Here is a 15,079-nt window from a genome sequence, read left to right on the forward strand (position 1 = left end):
CACCACCCCACCCCGTCATCCTGACGAAAGTCAGGATCCAGAGCCAAGCAGCACCGCCCCCTGCAACCCTGGATCCTGACCTTCGTCAGGATGACGACGGAGGATCGTCAAGATGACGACGAAGAACCGTCACGACGCCGACCGAAAATCGCACGAACGCGGCGGATGACGGCCCCCGCCGCATACGGTACAGCGGCGCTTCCTCCAGCTGGGGTCCGTCATGTCCGAAGACTTCTACCGCATCAAACGCCTGCCACCCTATGTCATCGCCGAAGTGAACGCGATGCGGGCGGCGGCGCGCGCGGGCGGCGAGGACATCATCGACCTCGGCATGGGCAATCCCGACCTGCCGCCCCCCGAGCACGTCATCGAAAAGCTCGTCGAGGTCGCGCGCAAGCCGAGCGCGCACGGCTATTCGCAGTCGAAGGGCATCCCCGGCCTCCGCAAGGCGCAGGCCAATTACTATGGCCGCCGCTTCGGCGTCGACGTCGATCCCGAGACCGAGGTCGTCGTCACGATGGGCTCGAAGGAGGGGCTCGCCAGCCTCGCCACCGCGATCACCGCGCCCGGCGACGTCGTGCTCGCGCCCAACCCGTCCTATCCGATCCACACCTTCGGCTTCATCATCGCCGGCGCGACGATCCGCGCGGTGCCGACCACCCCCGACGAGGCCTATTTCGAAAGCCTCGAGCGCGCGATGGCGTTCACCGTGCCGCGCCCGAGCGTGCTCGTGATGGGCTATCCCTCCAACCCGACCGCCGAAGTCGTCGACCTCGCCTTCTACGAACGCGTCGTCGCGTTCGCGAAAAAGCACGAGCTCTGGGTGATCTCCGACCTCGCCTATTCCGAGCTCTATTACGACGGCAAGCCGACCCCCTCGATCCTCCAGGTGCCCGGCGCCAAGGACGTCGCGATCGAATTCACCTCGCTCAGCAAGACCTATTCGATGGCGGGCTGGCGGATGGGGTTCGGCGTCGGCAACAAGACGCTGATCGCGGCGATGACGCGCGTGAAGAGCTATCTCGACTACGGCGCGTTCACGCCGATCCAGGCCGCCGCCTGCGCCGCGCTTAACGGCCCGCAGGACATCGTCGCGCGCAACCGCGAGCTCTATCACAAGCGCCGCGACGTGCTCGTCGAGAGCTTCGGCCGCGCGGGCTGGGACATCCCCTCGCCGCGCGCCTCGATGTTCGCCTGGGCACCGCTCCCGCCCGCGCTCGCGCATCTGGGCAGCCTCGAATTCACCAAGCAGCTCCTCACGCACGCGCATGTCGCGGTCGCGCCGGGCGTCGGTTACGGCGAGAATGGCGAGGGCTATGTCCGCATCGCGATGGTCGAGAACGAGCAACGCCTCCGCCAGGCCGCACGCAACGTGAAACGCTATCTCCAGAGCATGGGCGTCAACACCCCCGCCCAGGGCACCGGCTGACCCGCCACTCGCCGCTCTGGATCCTGGATCCAAGTCCAGGATGACGGCGTGGAGAGCGCCCCCCACCCCGTCATCCTGACGAAAGTCAGGACCCAGAGCCAAACAGCGCCACCCCCCGCCACCCTGGATCCTGGATCAAGTCCAGGATGACGGCGTGGAGAGCGACACCCCCCACCCCACCGTCATCCTGACGAAAGTCAGGATCCAGAGCCAAGCAGCACCACCCCCCGCCACTCTGGATCCTGGATCAAGTCCAGGATGACGACGTGGAGAGCGACACCCCCCACCCCGTCATCCTGACGAAAGTCAGGATCCAGAGTCAAGCAGCGCCACCGCCCGCCACTCTGGATCCTGGATCAAGTCCAGGATGACGGCGTGGAGAACGACACCCACACCCCGTCATCCTGACGAAAGTCAGGATCCAGAGCCACGCAGCGCCACCGCCCGCCACTCTGGATCCCGGGTCAAGCCTGGGATGACGAGGGGAGAGCGACACCCCCCCAAACTTGACGCCACCCCCCGCCCCCGCCATCCCCCGCGCATGACCCGCCCCGGCTTCGTCTTCTCCACGCGCCTGCGTGTCCGCTACGCCGAGATCGACGGGCAGCGGATCGTCTTCAACTCGCGCTATCTCGAATATGCCGATGTCGCGGTCACCGACTTCTGGGACTGGACGGGGATCGCCGCCGCGGTCCCCGGCTGGGCGGACACCGAATTCAACGTCCGCCGCACCGAGATCGACTATCTCAGGCCCTTCCGCCTCGGCGACACGATCGAGGCGTTCGTCCGCATCGACCGCGTCGGCACGTCGAGCCTGACCAAACGCTTCGAGCTCGTCGACGCGGACACCGGCGCACTGCACACCGTCATCACGATGGTCAGCGTCCATGTCGACCTCGCGAGCGGTCGCCCCGCGCCGCTCCCCGACGCGATCCGCGCGCACATCGCGGGCTTGCCGACCGCCGCCTGACCCGCGTCAGGCGCCGGGATCGTCCGCGACGTCGCCCGGCAGCGCCCAGATCAGGTCGCCCCGCCCCAGCACGCGCCCGTCATGCGCCAGCACCGCCACCGCGGCGATCGGCCGGCGGTCGCGCGTATCGACGAGGATCGGGAACGCCGGAACGCGCGTCTCCCACCGCTCGCCCCATTGCCGCAGCGCGACCATCGTCGGCAGCAGCGCAAACCCCTTTTCGGTCAGCGCATAGGCGATCTTGCGGCGATCGTCGGGCATCCGCTCGCGCGCGAGGATGCCGTGATCGACCAGCCGCGCGAGCCGGTTGGCGAGGATGTTGCGCGCGATCCCGAGCTCGGACTGGAGCTCCTCGAAATGGTGCAGCCCGTTGAACGCCGCGCGCAGGATCAGGAACGACCAGCGCTCGCCCATCGCCTCGAGCGCCGCGGGCAGGCTGCATTCCCTCAAAGGCTCGCGCAATCGCCCCATGATCGTCTCCCCCCGATCCTGCCCCCCGATCTCGCCCCCGGTGGTCGCGTCGGCCGCCGACCGTACCGCATTCCGCGACGCGACGGAATGCGCGCCTCCCCCCGCCGCCTCCCCCCGCTCCCCCCGCCGCCACAAAGCTCCGCAATCTAGCCGCTCGATCACACTGACTTGACGCTTTTGATTGCAAAGCGGCGCGTTGCGGCCCCATCTAGCAATCGTGTTGCGCCAATATGAACTCGTCGATCGAGTCCTCGATTACGATCCCGATGCCGACGAGGCCCTGCTGAATCGTGCCTATGTGTTCTCGATGCAGGCGCACGGGTCGCAGAAACGCGCCAGCGGCGATCCGTATTTCAGCCACCCGATCGAGGTGGCGGGGATCCTGACCGACCTGCATCTCGACGATGAGACGATCGCCACCGCGATCCTCCACGACACGATCGAGGATACCGTCGCCACGCCGGAGGAGATCGAGCGGCTGTTCGGCCCGTCGGTCGCGCGGCTCGTCGACGGCGTCACCAAGCTCAGCAAGATCGAGGCGCAGACCGAGAACGAACGCGCCGCGGAGAACCTCCGGAAATTCCTGCTCGCGATGTCCGACGACATCCGCGTGCTGCTGGTCAAGCTCGCCGACCGGCTGCACAACATGCGCACGCTGCATCATATCGCCAAACCCGAGAAGCGCCGTCGCATCGCCAAGGAGACGATGGACATCTACGCGCCGCTCGCCGAGCGGATCGGCATGTACGAGTTCATGCGCGAGATGCAGACGCTCGCGTTCGAACAGATCGAGCCCGAAGCCTCCGAATCGATCAACCGCCGGCTCGAGCAGCTCAAGAACGGCGACGGCAACCGCATCGCCAAGATCGCGTCGGGGCTCAGGCTGGTGCTGTCGCGCGCGGGGATCGAGGCCGACGTGTCGGGACGCGAAAAACACCCCTATTCGATCTTCCGCAAGATGTCCGAACGCCATATCAGCTTCGAACAATTGTCCGACGTGATGGCGTTCCGCGCGATCGTCCCCACCGAGGCGGACTGCTACGCCGCGCTCGGCATCATCCACCAGCGCTGGCCGATGGTGCCGGGCCGGTTCAAGGATTACATCTCCACCCCCAAGCGCAACGGCTATCGCTCGCTCCACACCAGCGTGATCCATGCGGACAATGCGCGCATCGAGATCCAGATCCGCACCGAGGCGATGCACGCGCAGGCCGAATTCGGCCTCGCCGCGCACTGGGCGTACAAGCAGAAGACCGGCGGCCAGACGATCGGCGGCGGCGAGCATCAGGTCAGCTGGATCCGCGATCTCGTCGAGATCCTCGACACCGCCGAAAGCCCCGAGGAGCTGCTCGAACACACGCGGATGGCGATGTACGCCGACCGCATCTTCGCCTTCACCCCCAAGGGCGAGCTGATCCAGCTCCCCAAGGGCGCGACGCCGATCGACTTCGCCTATGCGGTCCACACCGATCTCGGCGACCAGGCGGTCGGCGCCAAGATCAACGGTCGCGTCGTGCCGCTGTCGACGGTGATCGAGAACGGCAACCAGGTGCAGATCCTGCGCTCGAAGGGCCAGTCGCCGCAACCGCACTGGCTCAACGTCGCGACCACGGGCAAGGCGCTCGCCGCGATCCGCCGCCACTTGCGCCACAAGGAGCGCGTCGAGCAGGAATCGCTCGGCCGCACGCTGTTCGACGACATCGTCACGCGGCTCCCCGCGCAGATCGCCGCGGACGCGACCGAGCATGCGCTCAAACGCCTCAAGATCGCCGACGAGGGCGCGCTGATGGTCGCGATCGCGCGCCGCACCGTGTCCGACGAACAGGTGATGGAGGCGCTGATGCCCGGCTCGACCGGCGCCGATCTCGGCCACGCGGTCGCGCCGCAATCGAGCGCGATCTCGATCAAGGGGCTGACGCCGGGGGTCGCCTACGACCTCGCCATCTGCTGCCATCCGGTGCCGGGCGACCGCATCGTCGGGCTGCGCCGTCCCGATGCGGGGATCGAGGTCCATGCGATCGACTGCCGCGTGCTCGCCGAGCTCGCCGAGCGGACCGAGAACGAGACCGACTGGGTCGACGTCGCGTGGGGCGAGAAGACCGAGGGCGCGGTCGCGCGCATCTCGGTGATGGTCAAGAACGAGCCCGGCTCGCTCGGCGTGGTCGCGTCGATCATCGGCACGCACATGGCCAACATCATCAACCTGCGGCTCGACACGCGCGACACCAGCTTCCACACCAACGAGATCGACGTCGAGGTCCACGACGTCCAGCAACTCATGCGCCTCATGGCCGGCCTCCGCGCCGCCGACGCCGTCAACACCGTCGAACGCGTCTAGCCCGCCGGCGTCCTCCTCCCCCGTCCCCGCCGCAACCGCCGTCCCGTCCCCCCCCTCCGCCGTCATCCTGACGAAAGTCAGGACCCAGAGCCAAGCAGCGCCACCGCCTGCAACCCCGGGTCCCGGGTCAAGCCCAGGATGACGAGAAGGAAGAGCCGCCTCCCGCCCCCCGTCATCCTGACGAAAGTCAGGATCCAGAGCCAAGCAGCGCCCCGCCCCGCAACCCTGGATCCTGGGTCAAGCCCAGGATGACGAGAAGGGAGGGCCGCCCCCACCCCCCCCGTCATCCTGACGAAAGTCAGGACCCAGAGCCAAGCAGCGCCCCGCCCTGCAACCCTGGATCCCGGGTCAAGCCCAGGATGACGAGAAGGGAGGGCCGCCCCCACCCCGTCATCCTGACGAAAGTCAGGATCCAGAGCCAAGCAGCGCCCCGCCCCGCAACTCTGAGCCCCGGGTCAAGCCCGGGATGACGAACACACCCCCCCGCTTGCCCCGCACAAATCCCCGGCTACTATTGCCCGCAACACCCCGGGGGACCCATCACATGAACCGTCGCGCCTTCCTCTCGTCCGCGAGCATGCTCGCCACGCTCGCCCTCGTCCCGCGCGCAGCCCTCGCCGCGGGCGCCACCCCCGGCGACGCGAAGCTCGACGCGCTGCTGACCTCGATCTTCGACGCGAACCTCAAATACGCCCCCGAATTCGCCACGCAGCTCGGGCTCGACAAGGGCGCCAACGCCGCGCTCAAAAGCCGGCTCGGCGATTACACCCCCGGCGCGGTCCGGGCGAACCTCGCGCGCACCACGCGCGCGATCGCGCAGATCGAGGCCGTCCCCCCCGCCACGCTCTCCGACGCCGGGCGCCTCAACCGCGAGGTCGTGCTCTATTCGCAGAACCAGCAGCGCGCCGCCGCCGAGCGGTTCGGGGTCGGCTCCCCCACCAATCCCTATGTCATCAGCCAGCAGGACGGCGCCTATTTCGACGTCCCCGACTTCCTCGACAGCGCGCACGTCATCAAGACCGCCGCCGACGCGGACGCCTATTGCGCGCGCCTCGACGCGTTCGCGACCGCGCTCGACGGCGACACCGCGACGCAGGCCGAGCGCGCGAAACGCGGCCTCGTCGCCCCCGGCTTCTCGCTCGACCTCGCGCTCGGCCAGATGGCGGCACTCCGCGCCCCCGCGCCCGCGCAGAGCGGCCTCGTCACCTCGGTCGCGACGCGCACCAGGGCCGCCGGGCTGACCGGCGACTGGGAGCGCCGCGCCACCGCGCTCGTGACGGACAAGGTCTATCCCGCGCTCGACCGCCAGATCGCGCTGGTGAAACAGCTCCGCACCACGGCGCGTCCCGAGGCGGGTCTCTGGGCGGTCCCCGGCGGCGACGCGATCTACGCCGCCGCGCTCGCACAGGCGACCACCACCAACTTCACCCCCGACGAGGTCCACAAACTGGGCCTCGAGCAGGTCGCGCAGATCAGCGCCGAACTCGACACCATCCTGAAGGCGCAGGGCCTGACCAAGGGCAGCATCGGCGCACGGCTCGCGGCGCTCAACGCCAGCCCCGCACAGCTCTACCCCGACACGCAAGCCGGCCGCACCGAGCTGATCGCCGGGCTCAACACCGGGCTCGCCGCGATGCAGGCCAAGCTCCCCCAGGCGTTCATAAACCCGCCGTCCGCCCCGCTCCAGATCCGCGCGGTCCCGACCGATATCCAGGACGGCGCATCGAACGGCTATTACCGGCTCGCCGCGCTCGATGGGTCGCGCCCGGCGATCTACTTCATCAACCTCAAGAGCGTCGCCGACTGGCCCAAATACACGCTCCCCTCGCTCACCTATCACGAGGGCGTGCCCGGCCATCACCTCCAGCTCAGCCTCGTCGCCGGGCTCGACACGCCGCTGCTGCGCAAATTCTCGTTCTTCGGCGCCTATGTCGAGGGCTGGGCGCTCTATGCCGAACAGCTCGCCGACGAGCTTGGCGGCTATGCGGGTCCGATCGAGCGCGCGGGCTATCTCCAGTCCTTCCTCTTCCGCGCCGCGCGGCTCGTCGCCGACACCGGCATCCACGCCAAGCGCTGGACGCGCGAACAGGCGACCGATTATTTCGTCGACACCGTCGGCTTCGCCCGCCCCCGCTCGCAGCGCGAGATCGAGCGTTACTGCACGATGCCCGGCCAGGCGTGCAGCTACAAGCTCGGCCACATCAGCTGGCTCCGCGCGCGCGACTCCGCGAAGAAGATTTTGGGCGACAAGTTCGACCTGAAGCAGTTCCACGAGGTGCTCCGCGACGGCGCCGTCCCCCTCACGATCCTCGAACGCCTCGTCGAAGCCCGCGCGACCGCGCTCGCCAAGGCCTGAAACAGGGGCCCGACGCGGGGCGGCGATTTCGGACGATGACGCCGCGCAACGGGGCGGCTAGAGAGCGGGGATGCACCGTCCCGCGCTCTCGATCGTCGTCCCCTGCTACAACGAGGCCGCGTGCCTCGACCTCCTCCACGCGCGCATCACCGGCGCGGCGCAGAGCGCGGTCGGCGACGATTACGAGATCGTCCTGATCAACGACGGCTCGCGCGACGACAGCTGGTCGGTGATGCAGCGTCTCGCCGCCGCCGATCCGCGGCTCGTCGCGATCAACCTGTCGCGCAACCACGGGCATCAGCTCGCGCTCACCGCCGGGCTCGATCTGTGCGCGGGCGCGCAGATCCTGATCATCGACGCCGATCTCCAGGATCCCCCCGAGCTCCTCCCGCAGATGCGCGCCGCGATGGCCGAGCAGCAGGCCGACGTCGTCTACGCGGTCCGCCGCCAGCGCGCGGGCGAGACGGTGTTCAAGAAAGCTACCGCCGCCGCCTTCTACCGGCTGCTGACCAAGATGACCGACACGCCGATCCCGGTCGACACCGGCGATTTCCGGCTGATGAGCAGGCGGGCATTGGACGCGTTCCTGTCGCTCCCCGAACAGGCGCGCTTCATCCGCGGCATGGTCGCGTGGATCGGTTTCCGCCAGATCCCCTTCGCCTATGACCGCGCCGAGCGACATGCGGGCGAGACCAATTATCCGCTCGCCAAGATGATGCGGCTCGCCTTCGACGCGATGACCGGCTTCTCGACCGCCCCGTTGCGCTTCGCCAGCCATGCCGGCCTCGCGCTCACCGGCGTCTCGCTGCTGCTGTTCGTCTACATCGCGATCGGCTGGCTCTCGGGCAGCGCGGTGCAGGGCTGGACCTCGACGATGCTGGTGACGGTGTTTTTGGGCGCGGTGCAGATGTTCGTGCTCGGCATGATCGGCGAATATCTCGGCCGGCTCTACGTCGAATCCAAACGCCGCCCGCTCTACATCGTCGCCGACATCGCCGGCCCCATCCAGGGCAAGGCCACCCTCGGCTTCCGCGCCGAACCCACAGAAACCCCCGTTACGTAACCAAAAAGCCCCTCCCCTTCAGGGGAGGGGTTGGGGTGGGGCGAACCCGGCAAGCCGACGTCTCGGAAAGCCCCCACCCCGGCGAAAGCCGGGGGCCAAATGGGATAGCCAGAATAACGAGGCGCAACCGCCGTCACGACGGTCCCCCACTTGGACCCCGGCCTCCGCCGGGGAGGGATTGAAGAGACGTCGCATGCGAACCCCGCCCAACCGCAGCACCGCCCCACCCCCCGTTCGTGCTGAGCGAAGTCGAAGCACCGCCCCCGCACACACCCTTCGACTACGCTCAGGGCGAACGGACAAGAGGTGTCGCTTTCGCCCACTTGCAGTCATTCAATCGTTACGAGACAGTGGTGCATGCGATGGACCGACCTCCCTACTGCCCTAGTAATTTCGTTATGGGGCTACCTATTGTACGCGGGTATCGGCGGTTTGTGCGATATTAAAGCGCAGCATGTTCCCGGCTATCCAGCTTCCGGTCAAATAATCTTATATGCTGGCGTGCCGGTGCTGGCGCTCCTTTTGTTAATGGGAGCAGTCGTCCTTTCCCGTAAGGCACGCTGGTTTTATGATCTCTATCCATTTACAATGGGTTTAGTCGCGTTCCTGATTTTTCCTGTTTTAATGTTTTGGGGTGGTGGCGTCTAAGCGGCAGAGGGTGTGGACGGCAGCTTTCCACCAAACCCAGACATCCACCCAAACCCAACCCCTACCCCGGCACCGCCAGCGTCACGATCGAAACTCCCGGCGTCATCGGCACGCGCCCGACCAGATGCCGCTCGAGCCGGAAGATCCGCTCGAACAGCGCGTTAAGCGGCTTGGCGGGCGGCGAGTCGTCGCTGTCGTCGCGGCCCGACAGCCGTCCGGCGATCCGCGCCGCCGCCGCCAGCGGGAACAGCAGCGAGTTGAAATAGCCGAGCTTGTCGGGCTTCAGCCCCGCCGCCGCGATCGCGGTCTTCAGCGTCGCCTTCGAATAGCGGCGGTGGTGATGGTTGACCGTGTCGTGCGCGCTCCACAGCCACTGGTGCGCCGGCACCGCGATCAGGATCTTGCCCCCGGGCGCGAGGCACTGCGCCATCGCCTTCAGCGCCGCGACGTCGTCCGCGATATGCTCGACCACGTCGAGCACCGCGATCAGGTCGTAATGCCCGCGCGGCACCCCCGGCAGTTCGGGCAAAGGCGCCGCCCCGACCGGCTTGCCGAGCCTGGCGCTCGCGATCTCGCGCGCCGCCGGATCGATCTCGATCGCGTCGATCTCGCCGAACCCCGCGAGCATCGGCAGGTTATGCCCCGTCCCGCACCCGATCTCGAGGATCTTCGCCTGCGCGGGCAAACCGCCATAGCGCGTCAGGTAATCCGCCAGGATGTCGCGGCGCGCGCGGTACCACCAGTGCGTGGAATCATGCGCGGCCATCCGGTCGTAAACGATGCGGTCCATCAGCAATCGGCCATAATCAAGAGAATACCCAGAAACGGTTGAGCACGAACGTCACGATCGCCGCAAGGAACACCGCAGGGACCAGCGGCACCCAGGGATGCAGGTGCAGGAACGCGGTCCCCACCCAGGTGATCAGCGCGTTGAGCGCGAGCCCCGTGCCCTGCACCAGCACGAACTTGACGTGCTTGGCCCCGCCCGGTTCGGCGGCATGCCCCTTGAAGCTCCACCGGCTGTGCAGGAAATAGCCCGCGGTCACCGCGACCGCAAAGGCGAACGGGACCGCTGCGACCGCCTGCTGCGGCGGAAACACGAATTTCGTGAGCGGCAGATAGACGAGCGAATAGATCACGCTCGACAGCCCGCCCGCGATCCCGAAGCGGAGGAGCTGGCCGAGCACGCCGCTCGCCCGCATCTGGTCCATCTGTCGCCTGATCGCCTGCATGCCCGCCTTGTTCTTTGTACGCGCGTCGATACAGCGGCGCTCACGATAGCCCCGCGCATTAGTCCGCGCGCGGTCAGGAGGAAAGCGTTTTGGATCAGCCCCAACAGTCCCCACGGCAGCGGTGGCTCGACCTGCTCGACCGGCACTGGATCGCGCTGACGCTGATCGCATGGGTGGGGGTCGCGGCGTGGTCGGTGTTCGACCGCTGGGGCCAGGTCCGCTGGCTGTCGCTTGGCGACACCGACGACAACATGCGGCTGATGCAGGTCCGCGCATGGCTCGGCGGTCAGGGCTGGTACGATCTGCGCCAGTACCGGCTCAACCCGCCCGTCGGGTTCGACATCCACTGGAGCCGGATCGTCGACCTGCCGATCGCGGGGCTGATCCTGTTCTTCCGCCTGTTCACGAGCAACAGCTGGGCCGAGCGGCTCGCTTGCGGGATCGCGCCGCTGCTGCCGCTGTCGATCGCGATGCTCGGGATCGGCGCGACGGTGCGGCGGCTGGTCCACCCCTATGCCTGGCCGCTGTCGATCGTCTTCCTCGTCGGCGCGACCGCGACAATGCTGATGTACATGCCCGAGCGCATCGATCATCACGGCTGGCAGCTCGCGATGCTCAGCCTCACGCTCGCCGGGCTCTGCGATCCGCAGGCGCGGCGCGGCGGCGCGCTCGTCGGGATCGCGAGCGCGGTGTCGCTCTCGATCGGGCTCGAGCTGCTCCCCTATGCCGCGATGGCGGGCGCGATCATCGGCCTGCGCTGGGTGTGGGACCGTGCCGAGGCGCCGCGGCTCGCGGTCTATGCGCTGACCTTGGGCGGCGGCAGCACGCTGGGGTTCGCGCTGTTCGCCTCGAACGCGAACCAGGCGATGCGCTGCGACGCGCTGACCCCCGTCTGGCTCAGCGTCATGATCGCGGCGGGCATGCTCCTTTTCCTGCTCGCCCGCTTCGGCCCTGCGTCGCGCGGCGCCCGGCTCGCGCTCGCGGTCGCGGCGGGCGCGGGAATCGTCATCGGCTTCGCGCTGATGTTCCCGCAATGCCTCGCCCGGCCCGAGGGCGTCTCGCCCGAGCTCCAGCGCAACTGGCTCGACAATGTCCGCGAGGCGAAGCCGATCTACAAGCATAGCTGGCGGACCGGGGTCGCGCTCGCGACGCTGCCGATCATCGGGCTGATCGGCGCGCTCGTCGCGGCGTGGCGCGCGCGGCGCGAGCGGCGCGCGATCGGCTGGGTCGCGGTCGCGCTGTTCACGACCTTCGCCGCGGCGATGCTGCTGTGGCAGGTCCGCGCGGGCCCCGCGGCGCAATTGCTCGCGGTGCCCGGCATCGTCGCGCTCGCCTGGTTCGTGCTGCCCTGGCTGCTCGGCCACCGCTCGGTCTTCGTCCGCGTCTTCGGGACGGTCGGCGCGATGGTGATCATCTCGGGGTTCTTCGTCGGGATCGCGCTCAAATACGTCCCCGTCGGCCGCCCCAAGGCGTATGAGAAGCGCGTCAACATGGCGACGGGCAACTGCCTGCGCACGACGGTGCTGCTCGCACTCAACAAATACCCCGCGCAGACGGTCTTCACCTTCGTCGACATGGGCCCGCGGCTGATCACGATCACGCACCATGATGCGATCGCCGGCCCCTATCACCGCAACGGCGCGGCGATCCTCGACGTCCAGCACGCCTTCGGCCGCAGCCCCGACGCGGCGCACGCGATCATCAAGCGCCACGGCGCGACCTTGCTGCTGCTCTGCCCCAACGCGGCGGAATCGACCAACTACAAGGCGCGCAGCCCCAACGGCTTCTACGCGCGGATGGCAAAGAACGAGGTCCCGGCCTGGCTCACCCCGCTCCCCCTCCCCCGCAACTCCCCGCTGCGGCTGTTCAAGGTCGACTGACACACCCGTCATCCTGACGAACGTCAGGCCCCAGAGCCACGCAGCACCACCACCCGTAACCCTGGATCCTGGGTCAAGCCCGGGATGACGAAGAAGGGGCAGCCACCCCCTCCCCCCGTCATCCTGACGAAAGTCAGGATCCAGAGCCAAGCAGCACCACCGCCCGCAACCCTGGATCCCGGGTCAAGCCCAGGATGACGAAGAAGGGCGAACACACCGCCCCCCGTCATCCTGACGAAAGTCAGGATCCAGAGCCAAGCAGCACCACCACCCGTAACCCTGGATCCTGGGTCAAGCCCAGGATGACGAAGGAGGGGCACGCACCCCCTCCCCCGTCATCCTGACGAAAGTCAGGATCCAGAGTTACGCGCGCAGCCGGTTTTGGCTCTGGGTCCTGACGTTCGTCAGGATGACGAAAACGCCCCCTAGCGCATCACCGCCGAAACCCCGTCGAGCACGAACTGCACCGCCAGCGCCGCGAGCAGCACGCCGAGCAGCCGCGTGATCACCGCCTCGATCTTCGCCCCCAGGATCCGCATGATCGGCCCCGCCGCGAGCAGCGCAGCCAGCGTCAGCAGCAGGATCGTCACCATCGCGCCCAGCACGACGAGGCTGCGCTCGAGCCCGCTGTTGCGGCTCATCAACAGCATCACCGACGCGATCGACCCCGGCCCCGCGATCATCGGCATCGCCATCGGGAAGATCGAGACGTCCTCCGCCTCGGGGTCGCTCGCGACCTTGGCGGCGCGGTCCTCGCGGCGTTCGGTGCGCTTCTCGAACACCATCTCGAGCGCGATCAGGAACAGCATGATCCCGCCCGCGATCCGGAAGCTGGCCAGGCTGATCCCCAGCCCTTTGAGCAACGCCTCGCCGAACAGCGCGAACACGAACAGGATCGCCGCCGACACGCCGACCGCGCGGATCGCCATCGCGCGCTTCTGCGCCGCGGACGCGCTCGCCGACAGCCCGGCATAGATCGGCGCGCAGCCGGGCGGATCGATGACGACGAAGAACGTGATCAGCGACGAGACGAACAGCTCGATCACAGCGCGGCCTCGTCGATCGCAACGCCCGCGCGGCGCCCGGCGGACACCAAAGTGTTGCGGAGCAGGCACGCGATCGTCATCGGCCCGACGCCCCCCGGCACCGGCGTGATCGCGCCCGCGACCGCGACCGCGCTCGCAAAGTCGACATCGCCGACCAGCCCCGTCTCGGTCCGGTTGATACCGACGTCGATCACCGTCGCGCCGGGCTTCAGCCAGTCGCCCTTGATCATTTCGGGAATGCCGACCGCCGCGACGACGATATCGGCACGGCGGACATGCGCGGGCACGTCCTTCGTCCGGCTGTGCACGACGCTCACGGTGCAGCTCTCGCGCAGCAGCAGCTGCGCCATCGGCTTGCCGACGATGTTCGACCGCCCGACGACGACCGCCTCGAGCCCGCTCAGGCTCGGCAGCACGCTTTTCAGCAACAGCACGCAGCCGAACGGCGTGCACGGCACGAACCCCGGCAGCCCCGTCGCGAGCCGCCCCGCGTTGATCGGATGAAACCCGTCGACGTCCTTGTCGGGATCGATCGCCGCGATCACCGCCTGCTCGTCGATATGCCTGGGCAACGGCAGCTGCACGAGGATGCCGTCGATCGCGCGATCCGCGTTCAGCGTCGCGACGAGTGCCAGCAGCTGCTCGGCGGGGACGTCGGCGGGCAGCCGGTGCTCGATGCTCTCCATCCCCGCCTCGCGCGTCGCCTTGCCCTTCGACCGGACATAGACGCTGGACGCGGGATCCTCGCCGACCAGCACCACGGCGAGCCCGGGCGCACGCCCCGCCTCGGCCCGAAAGGCGGTGACGCCGTCTGCGATACGGGCCCTGAGGCCGGCGGCGAAGGCCTTGCCGTCGATGATGGTCGCGCTCATGCCCGCGGTCCTTAAAGACCGGCGGCGATTTCCGCCAGCGCGGGCGTGTCGCCGGCGACATGCAGGCGTTTGAGCCGCGCGGTCTCGCCCGCGACGATCCGCACCGCGCGTTTCGCCACGCCGAAGCGCTTGGCGACCAGCGCGATCAGCGCGGCATTCGCGGCGCCGTCGACGGGCGCCGCCGCGAGCCTTGCGGCAAGATGCTCGGGCGTCCCCGCCGTCAGCGCGTCCCGCCCGCCGCGCGGCGTCACGCGGACCGCGATCGCCAGGCCGCCGTCGACGGCGCGCCAGGCGGCGGGTTCGCTCACAGCGTCGGAGCGAGCAGGCTCTGCGCGATGTTGGGAACGACGATGTTCTGCAGGATGTAGAGGATCAGCAGCACGACGAGCGGCGACAGGTCGAGCGCACCGAAATCGGGCAGGATCCGCCGGATCGGCCGGTACATCGGCTCGGTGATCCGCTGCAGCGCGTTCCACACCGACCGGACGAAATCGCTGTGCGTGTTGATGACGTTGAACGCGATCAGCCACGACAGGATCGCCTGGATGACGATCACCCACCAGACGAGGTTGAGCAGCAACTGGACGATCTGAAGAAGGGCGAGCAAGGCAAGGGTCTCCGCTGGTGTATCCCCGATATAAGGCAGCCGAACGACAACGAGAACCCCGCACCGCAAACACCCCGTCCGTCATCCTGACGAACGTCAGGACCCAGAGCCAGGCGGCGTCACCCCCGTAACCCTGGGTCCCGGGTCAGGCCCAGGATGACGAAAGA

14 protein-coding genes are annotated in these 15,079 nt (G+C 68.1%); 7 read left to right on the forward strand and 7 right to left on the reverse strand.

The window, feature by feature from the left end; all coding sequences use genetic code 11:
* Nucleotides 1–220 precede the first annotated feature (220 nt).
* A complete protein-coding gene (locus ASE72_RS05615) occupies nucleotides 221–1,429 on the forward strand; it encodes an LL-diaminopimelate aminotransferase (protein ID WP_056017712.1) in 1,209 nt (402 codons plus the stop codon).
* A gap of 541 nt (nucleotides 1,430–1,970) precedes the next feature.
* A complete protein-coding gene (locus tag ASE72_RS05620; RefSeq protein WP_056017714.1) occupies nucleotides 1,971–2,399 on the forward strand; it encodes an acyl-CoA thioesterase in 429 nt (142 codons plus the stop codon).
* 6 nt (nucleotides 2,400–2,405) lie between these two features.
* On the opposite strand, the gene ASE72_RS05625 is transcribed toward ASE72_RS05620, so the two are convergent.
* Entirely contained in the window at nucleotides 2,406–2,870 is a 465-nt protein-coding gene (locus tag ASE72_RS05625; RefSeq protein ID WP_056019058.1) for a winged helix-turn-helix transcriptional regulator, read from the reverse strand.
* A gap of 217 nt (nucleotides 2,871–3,087) precedes the next feature.
* On the opposite strand from ASE72_RS05625, the gene ASE72_RS05630 reads away from it, so the two are divergent.
* The 4 genes from ASE72_RS05630 (at nucleotide 3,088) to ASE72_RS20135 (ending at nucleotide 9,275) form a co-directional block, all read left to right on the forward strand.
* A complete protein-coding gene (locus ASE72_RS05630) occupies nucleotides 3,088–5,208 on the forward strand; it encodes a RelA/SpoT family protein (RefSeq protein WP_056017717.1) in 2,121 nt (706 codons plus the stop codon).
* A 544-nt stretch (nucleotides 5,209–5,752) separates the two neighbouring features.
* Nucleotides 5,753–7,564 carry a DUF885 domain-containing protein gene (locus tag ASE72_RS05635; protein WP_056017720.1) on the forward strand — a complete coding sequence of 604 codons (1,812 nt, stop codon included), beginning with the start codon at nucleotides 5,753–5,755 and terminating at the stop codon, nucleotides 7,562–7,564.
* 70 nt (nucleotides 7,565–7,634) lie between these two features.
* Nucleotides 7,635–8,627 carry a glycosyltransferase family 2 protein gene (locus ASE72_RS05640; protein ID WP_056017724.1) on the forward strand — a complete coding sequence of 331 codons (993 nt, stop codon included), beginning with the start codon at nucleotides 7,635–7,637 and terminating at the stop codon, nucleotides 8,625–8,627.
* Between the two features lie 357 nt (nucleotides 8,628–8,984).
* Nucleotides 8,985–9,275 (forward strand): hypothetical protein, encoded by a 291-nt coding sequence (locus ASE72_RS20135; RefSeq protein ID WP_156350141.1) that lies wholly within the window; start codon nucleotides 8,985–8,987, stop codon nucleotides 9,273–9,275.
* 61 nt (nucleotides 9,276–9,336) lie between these two features.
* On the opposite strand, the gene ASE72_RS05645 is transcribed toward ASE72_RS20135, so the two are convergent.
* Both ASE72_RS05645 and ASE72_RS05650 read right to left on the reverse strand, forming a co-directional pair.
* Nucleotides 9,337–10,065: a class I SAM-dependent methyltransferase gene (locus ASE72_RS05645; protein WP_056017727.1), complete on the reverse strand. Its 729-nt coding sequence runs from the start codon at nucleotides 10,063–10,065 to the stop codon at nucleotides 9,337–9,339.
* Nucleotides 10,066–10,081: 16 nt separating this feature from the next.
* Nucleotides 10,082–10,507, reverse strand: coding sequence for a GtrA family protein (locus ASE72_RS05650; protein ID WP_082445801.1), 426 nt, complete (start codon nucleotides 10,505–10,507; stop codon nucleotides 10,082–10,084).
* 89 nt (nucleotides 10,508–10,596) lie between these two features.
* Here ASE72_RS05650 and ASE72_RS05655 point away from each other — a divergent pair, with 89 nt between their 5' ends.
* Entirely contained in the window at nucleotides 10,597–12,387 is a 1,791-nt protein-coding gene (locus ASE72_RS05655; RefSeq protein ID WP_056017729.1) for a hypothetical protein, read from the forward strand.
* Nucleotides 12,388–12,812: 425 nt separating this feature from the next.
* Here the strand turns inward: ASE72_RS05655 and ASE72_RS05660 are convergent, their stop codons facing one another.
* From ASE72_RS05660 to ASE72_RS05675, 4 genes are read right to left on the reverse strand one after another with little or no spacing between them, the layout of a single operon-like run.
* Nucleotides 12,813–13,433: a MarC family protein gene (locus tag ASE72_RS05660; RefSeq protein WP_056017732.1), complete on the reverse strand. Its 621-nt coding sequence runs from the start codon at nucleotides 13,431–13,433 to the stop codon at nucleotides 12,813–12,815.
* On the reverse strand, nucleotides 13,430–14,305 hold the full coding sequence (gene folD, locus ASE72_RS05665) for a bifunctional methylenetetrahydrofolate dehydrogenase/methenyltetrahydrofolate cyclohydrolase FolD (protein WP_056017735.1): 876 nt from the start codon (nucleotides 14,303–14,305) through the stop codon (nucleotides 13,430–13,432). Before folD ends, ASE72_RS05660 begins: the two co-directional genes overlap by 4 nt.
* A gap of 11 nt (nucleotides 14,306–14,316) precedes the next feature.
* On the reverse strand, nucleotides 14,317–14,613 hold the full coding sequence (locus ASE72_RS05670) for a DUF167 domain-containing protein (RefSeq protein ID WP_056017738.1): 297 nt from the start codon (nucleotides 14,611–14,613) through the stop codon (nucleotides 14,317–14,319).
* Complete coding sequence (locus ASE72_RS05675; RefSeq protein WP_056017741.1) at nucleotides 14,610–14,912, reverse strand: YggT family protein; 303 nt, start codon at nucleotides 14,910–14,912, stop codon at nucleotides 14,610–14,612. The genes ASE72_RS05670 and ASE72_RS05675 overlap by 4 nt, the downstream gene beginning before the upstream one ends.
* Nucleotides 14,913–15,079: the final 167 nt, after the last annotated feature.

Source organism: Sphingomonas sp. Leaf20, from assembly GCF_001421535.1.
In the GTDB taxonomy this organism is placed as follows: domain Bacteria; phylum Pseudomonadota; class Alphaproteobacteria; order Sphingomonadales; family Sphingomonadaceae; genus Sphingomonas.

Coding starts and splice junctions, on each gene's coding strand:
- ASE72_RS05615 (WP_056017712.1), top strand. CDS start 221: ATGTCCGAAGACTTCTACCGCATCAAACGCCTGCCACCCTATGTCATC.
- ASE72_RS05620 (WP_056017714.1), top strand. CDS start 1,971: ATGACCCGCCCCGGCTTCGTCTTCTCCACGCGCCTGCGTGTCCGCTAC.
- ASE72_RS05625 (WP_056019058.1), bottom strand. CDS start 2,870: ATGGGGCGATTGCGCGAGCCTTTGAGGGAATGCAGCCTGCCCGCGGCG.
- ASE72_RS05635 (WP_056017720.1), top strand. CDS start 5,753: ATGAACCGTCGCGCCTTCCTCTCGTCCGCGAGCATGCTCGCCACGCTC.
- ASE72_RS05640 (WP_056017724.1), top strand. CDS start 7,635: ATGCACCGTCCCGCGCTCTCGATCGTCGTCCCCTGCTACAACGAGGCC.
- ASE72_RS20135 (WP_156350141.1), top strand. CDS start 8,985: ATGCGATGGACCGACCTCCCTACTGCCCTAGTAATTTCGTTATGGGGC.
- ASE72_RS05645 (WP_056017727.1), bottom strand. CDS start 10,065: ATGGACCGCATCGTTTACGACCGGATGGCCGCGCATGATTCCACGCAC.
- ASE72_RS05650 (WP_082445801.1), bottom strand. CDS start 10,507: ATGCAGGCGATCAGGCGACAGATGGACCAGATGCGGGCGAGCGGCGTG.
- folD (WP_056017735.1), bottom strand. CDS start 14,305: ATGAGCGCGACCATCATCGACGGCAAGGCCTTCGCCGCCGGCCTCAGG.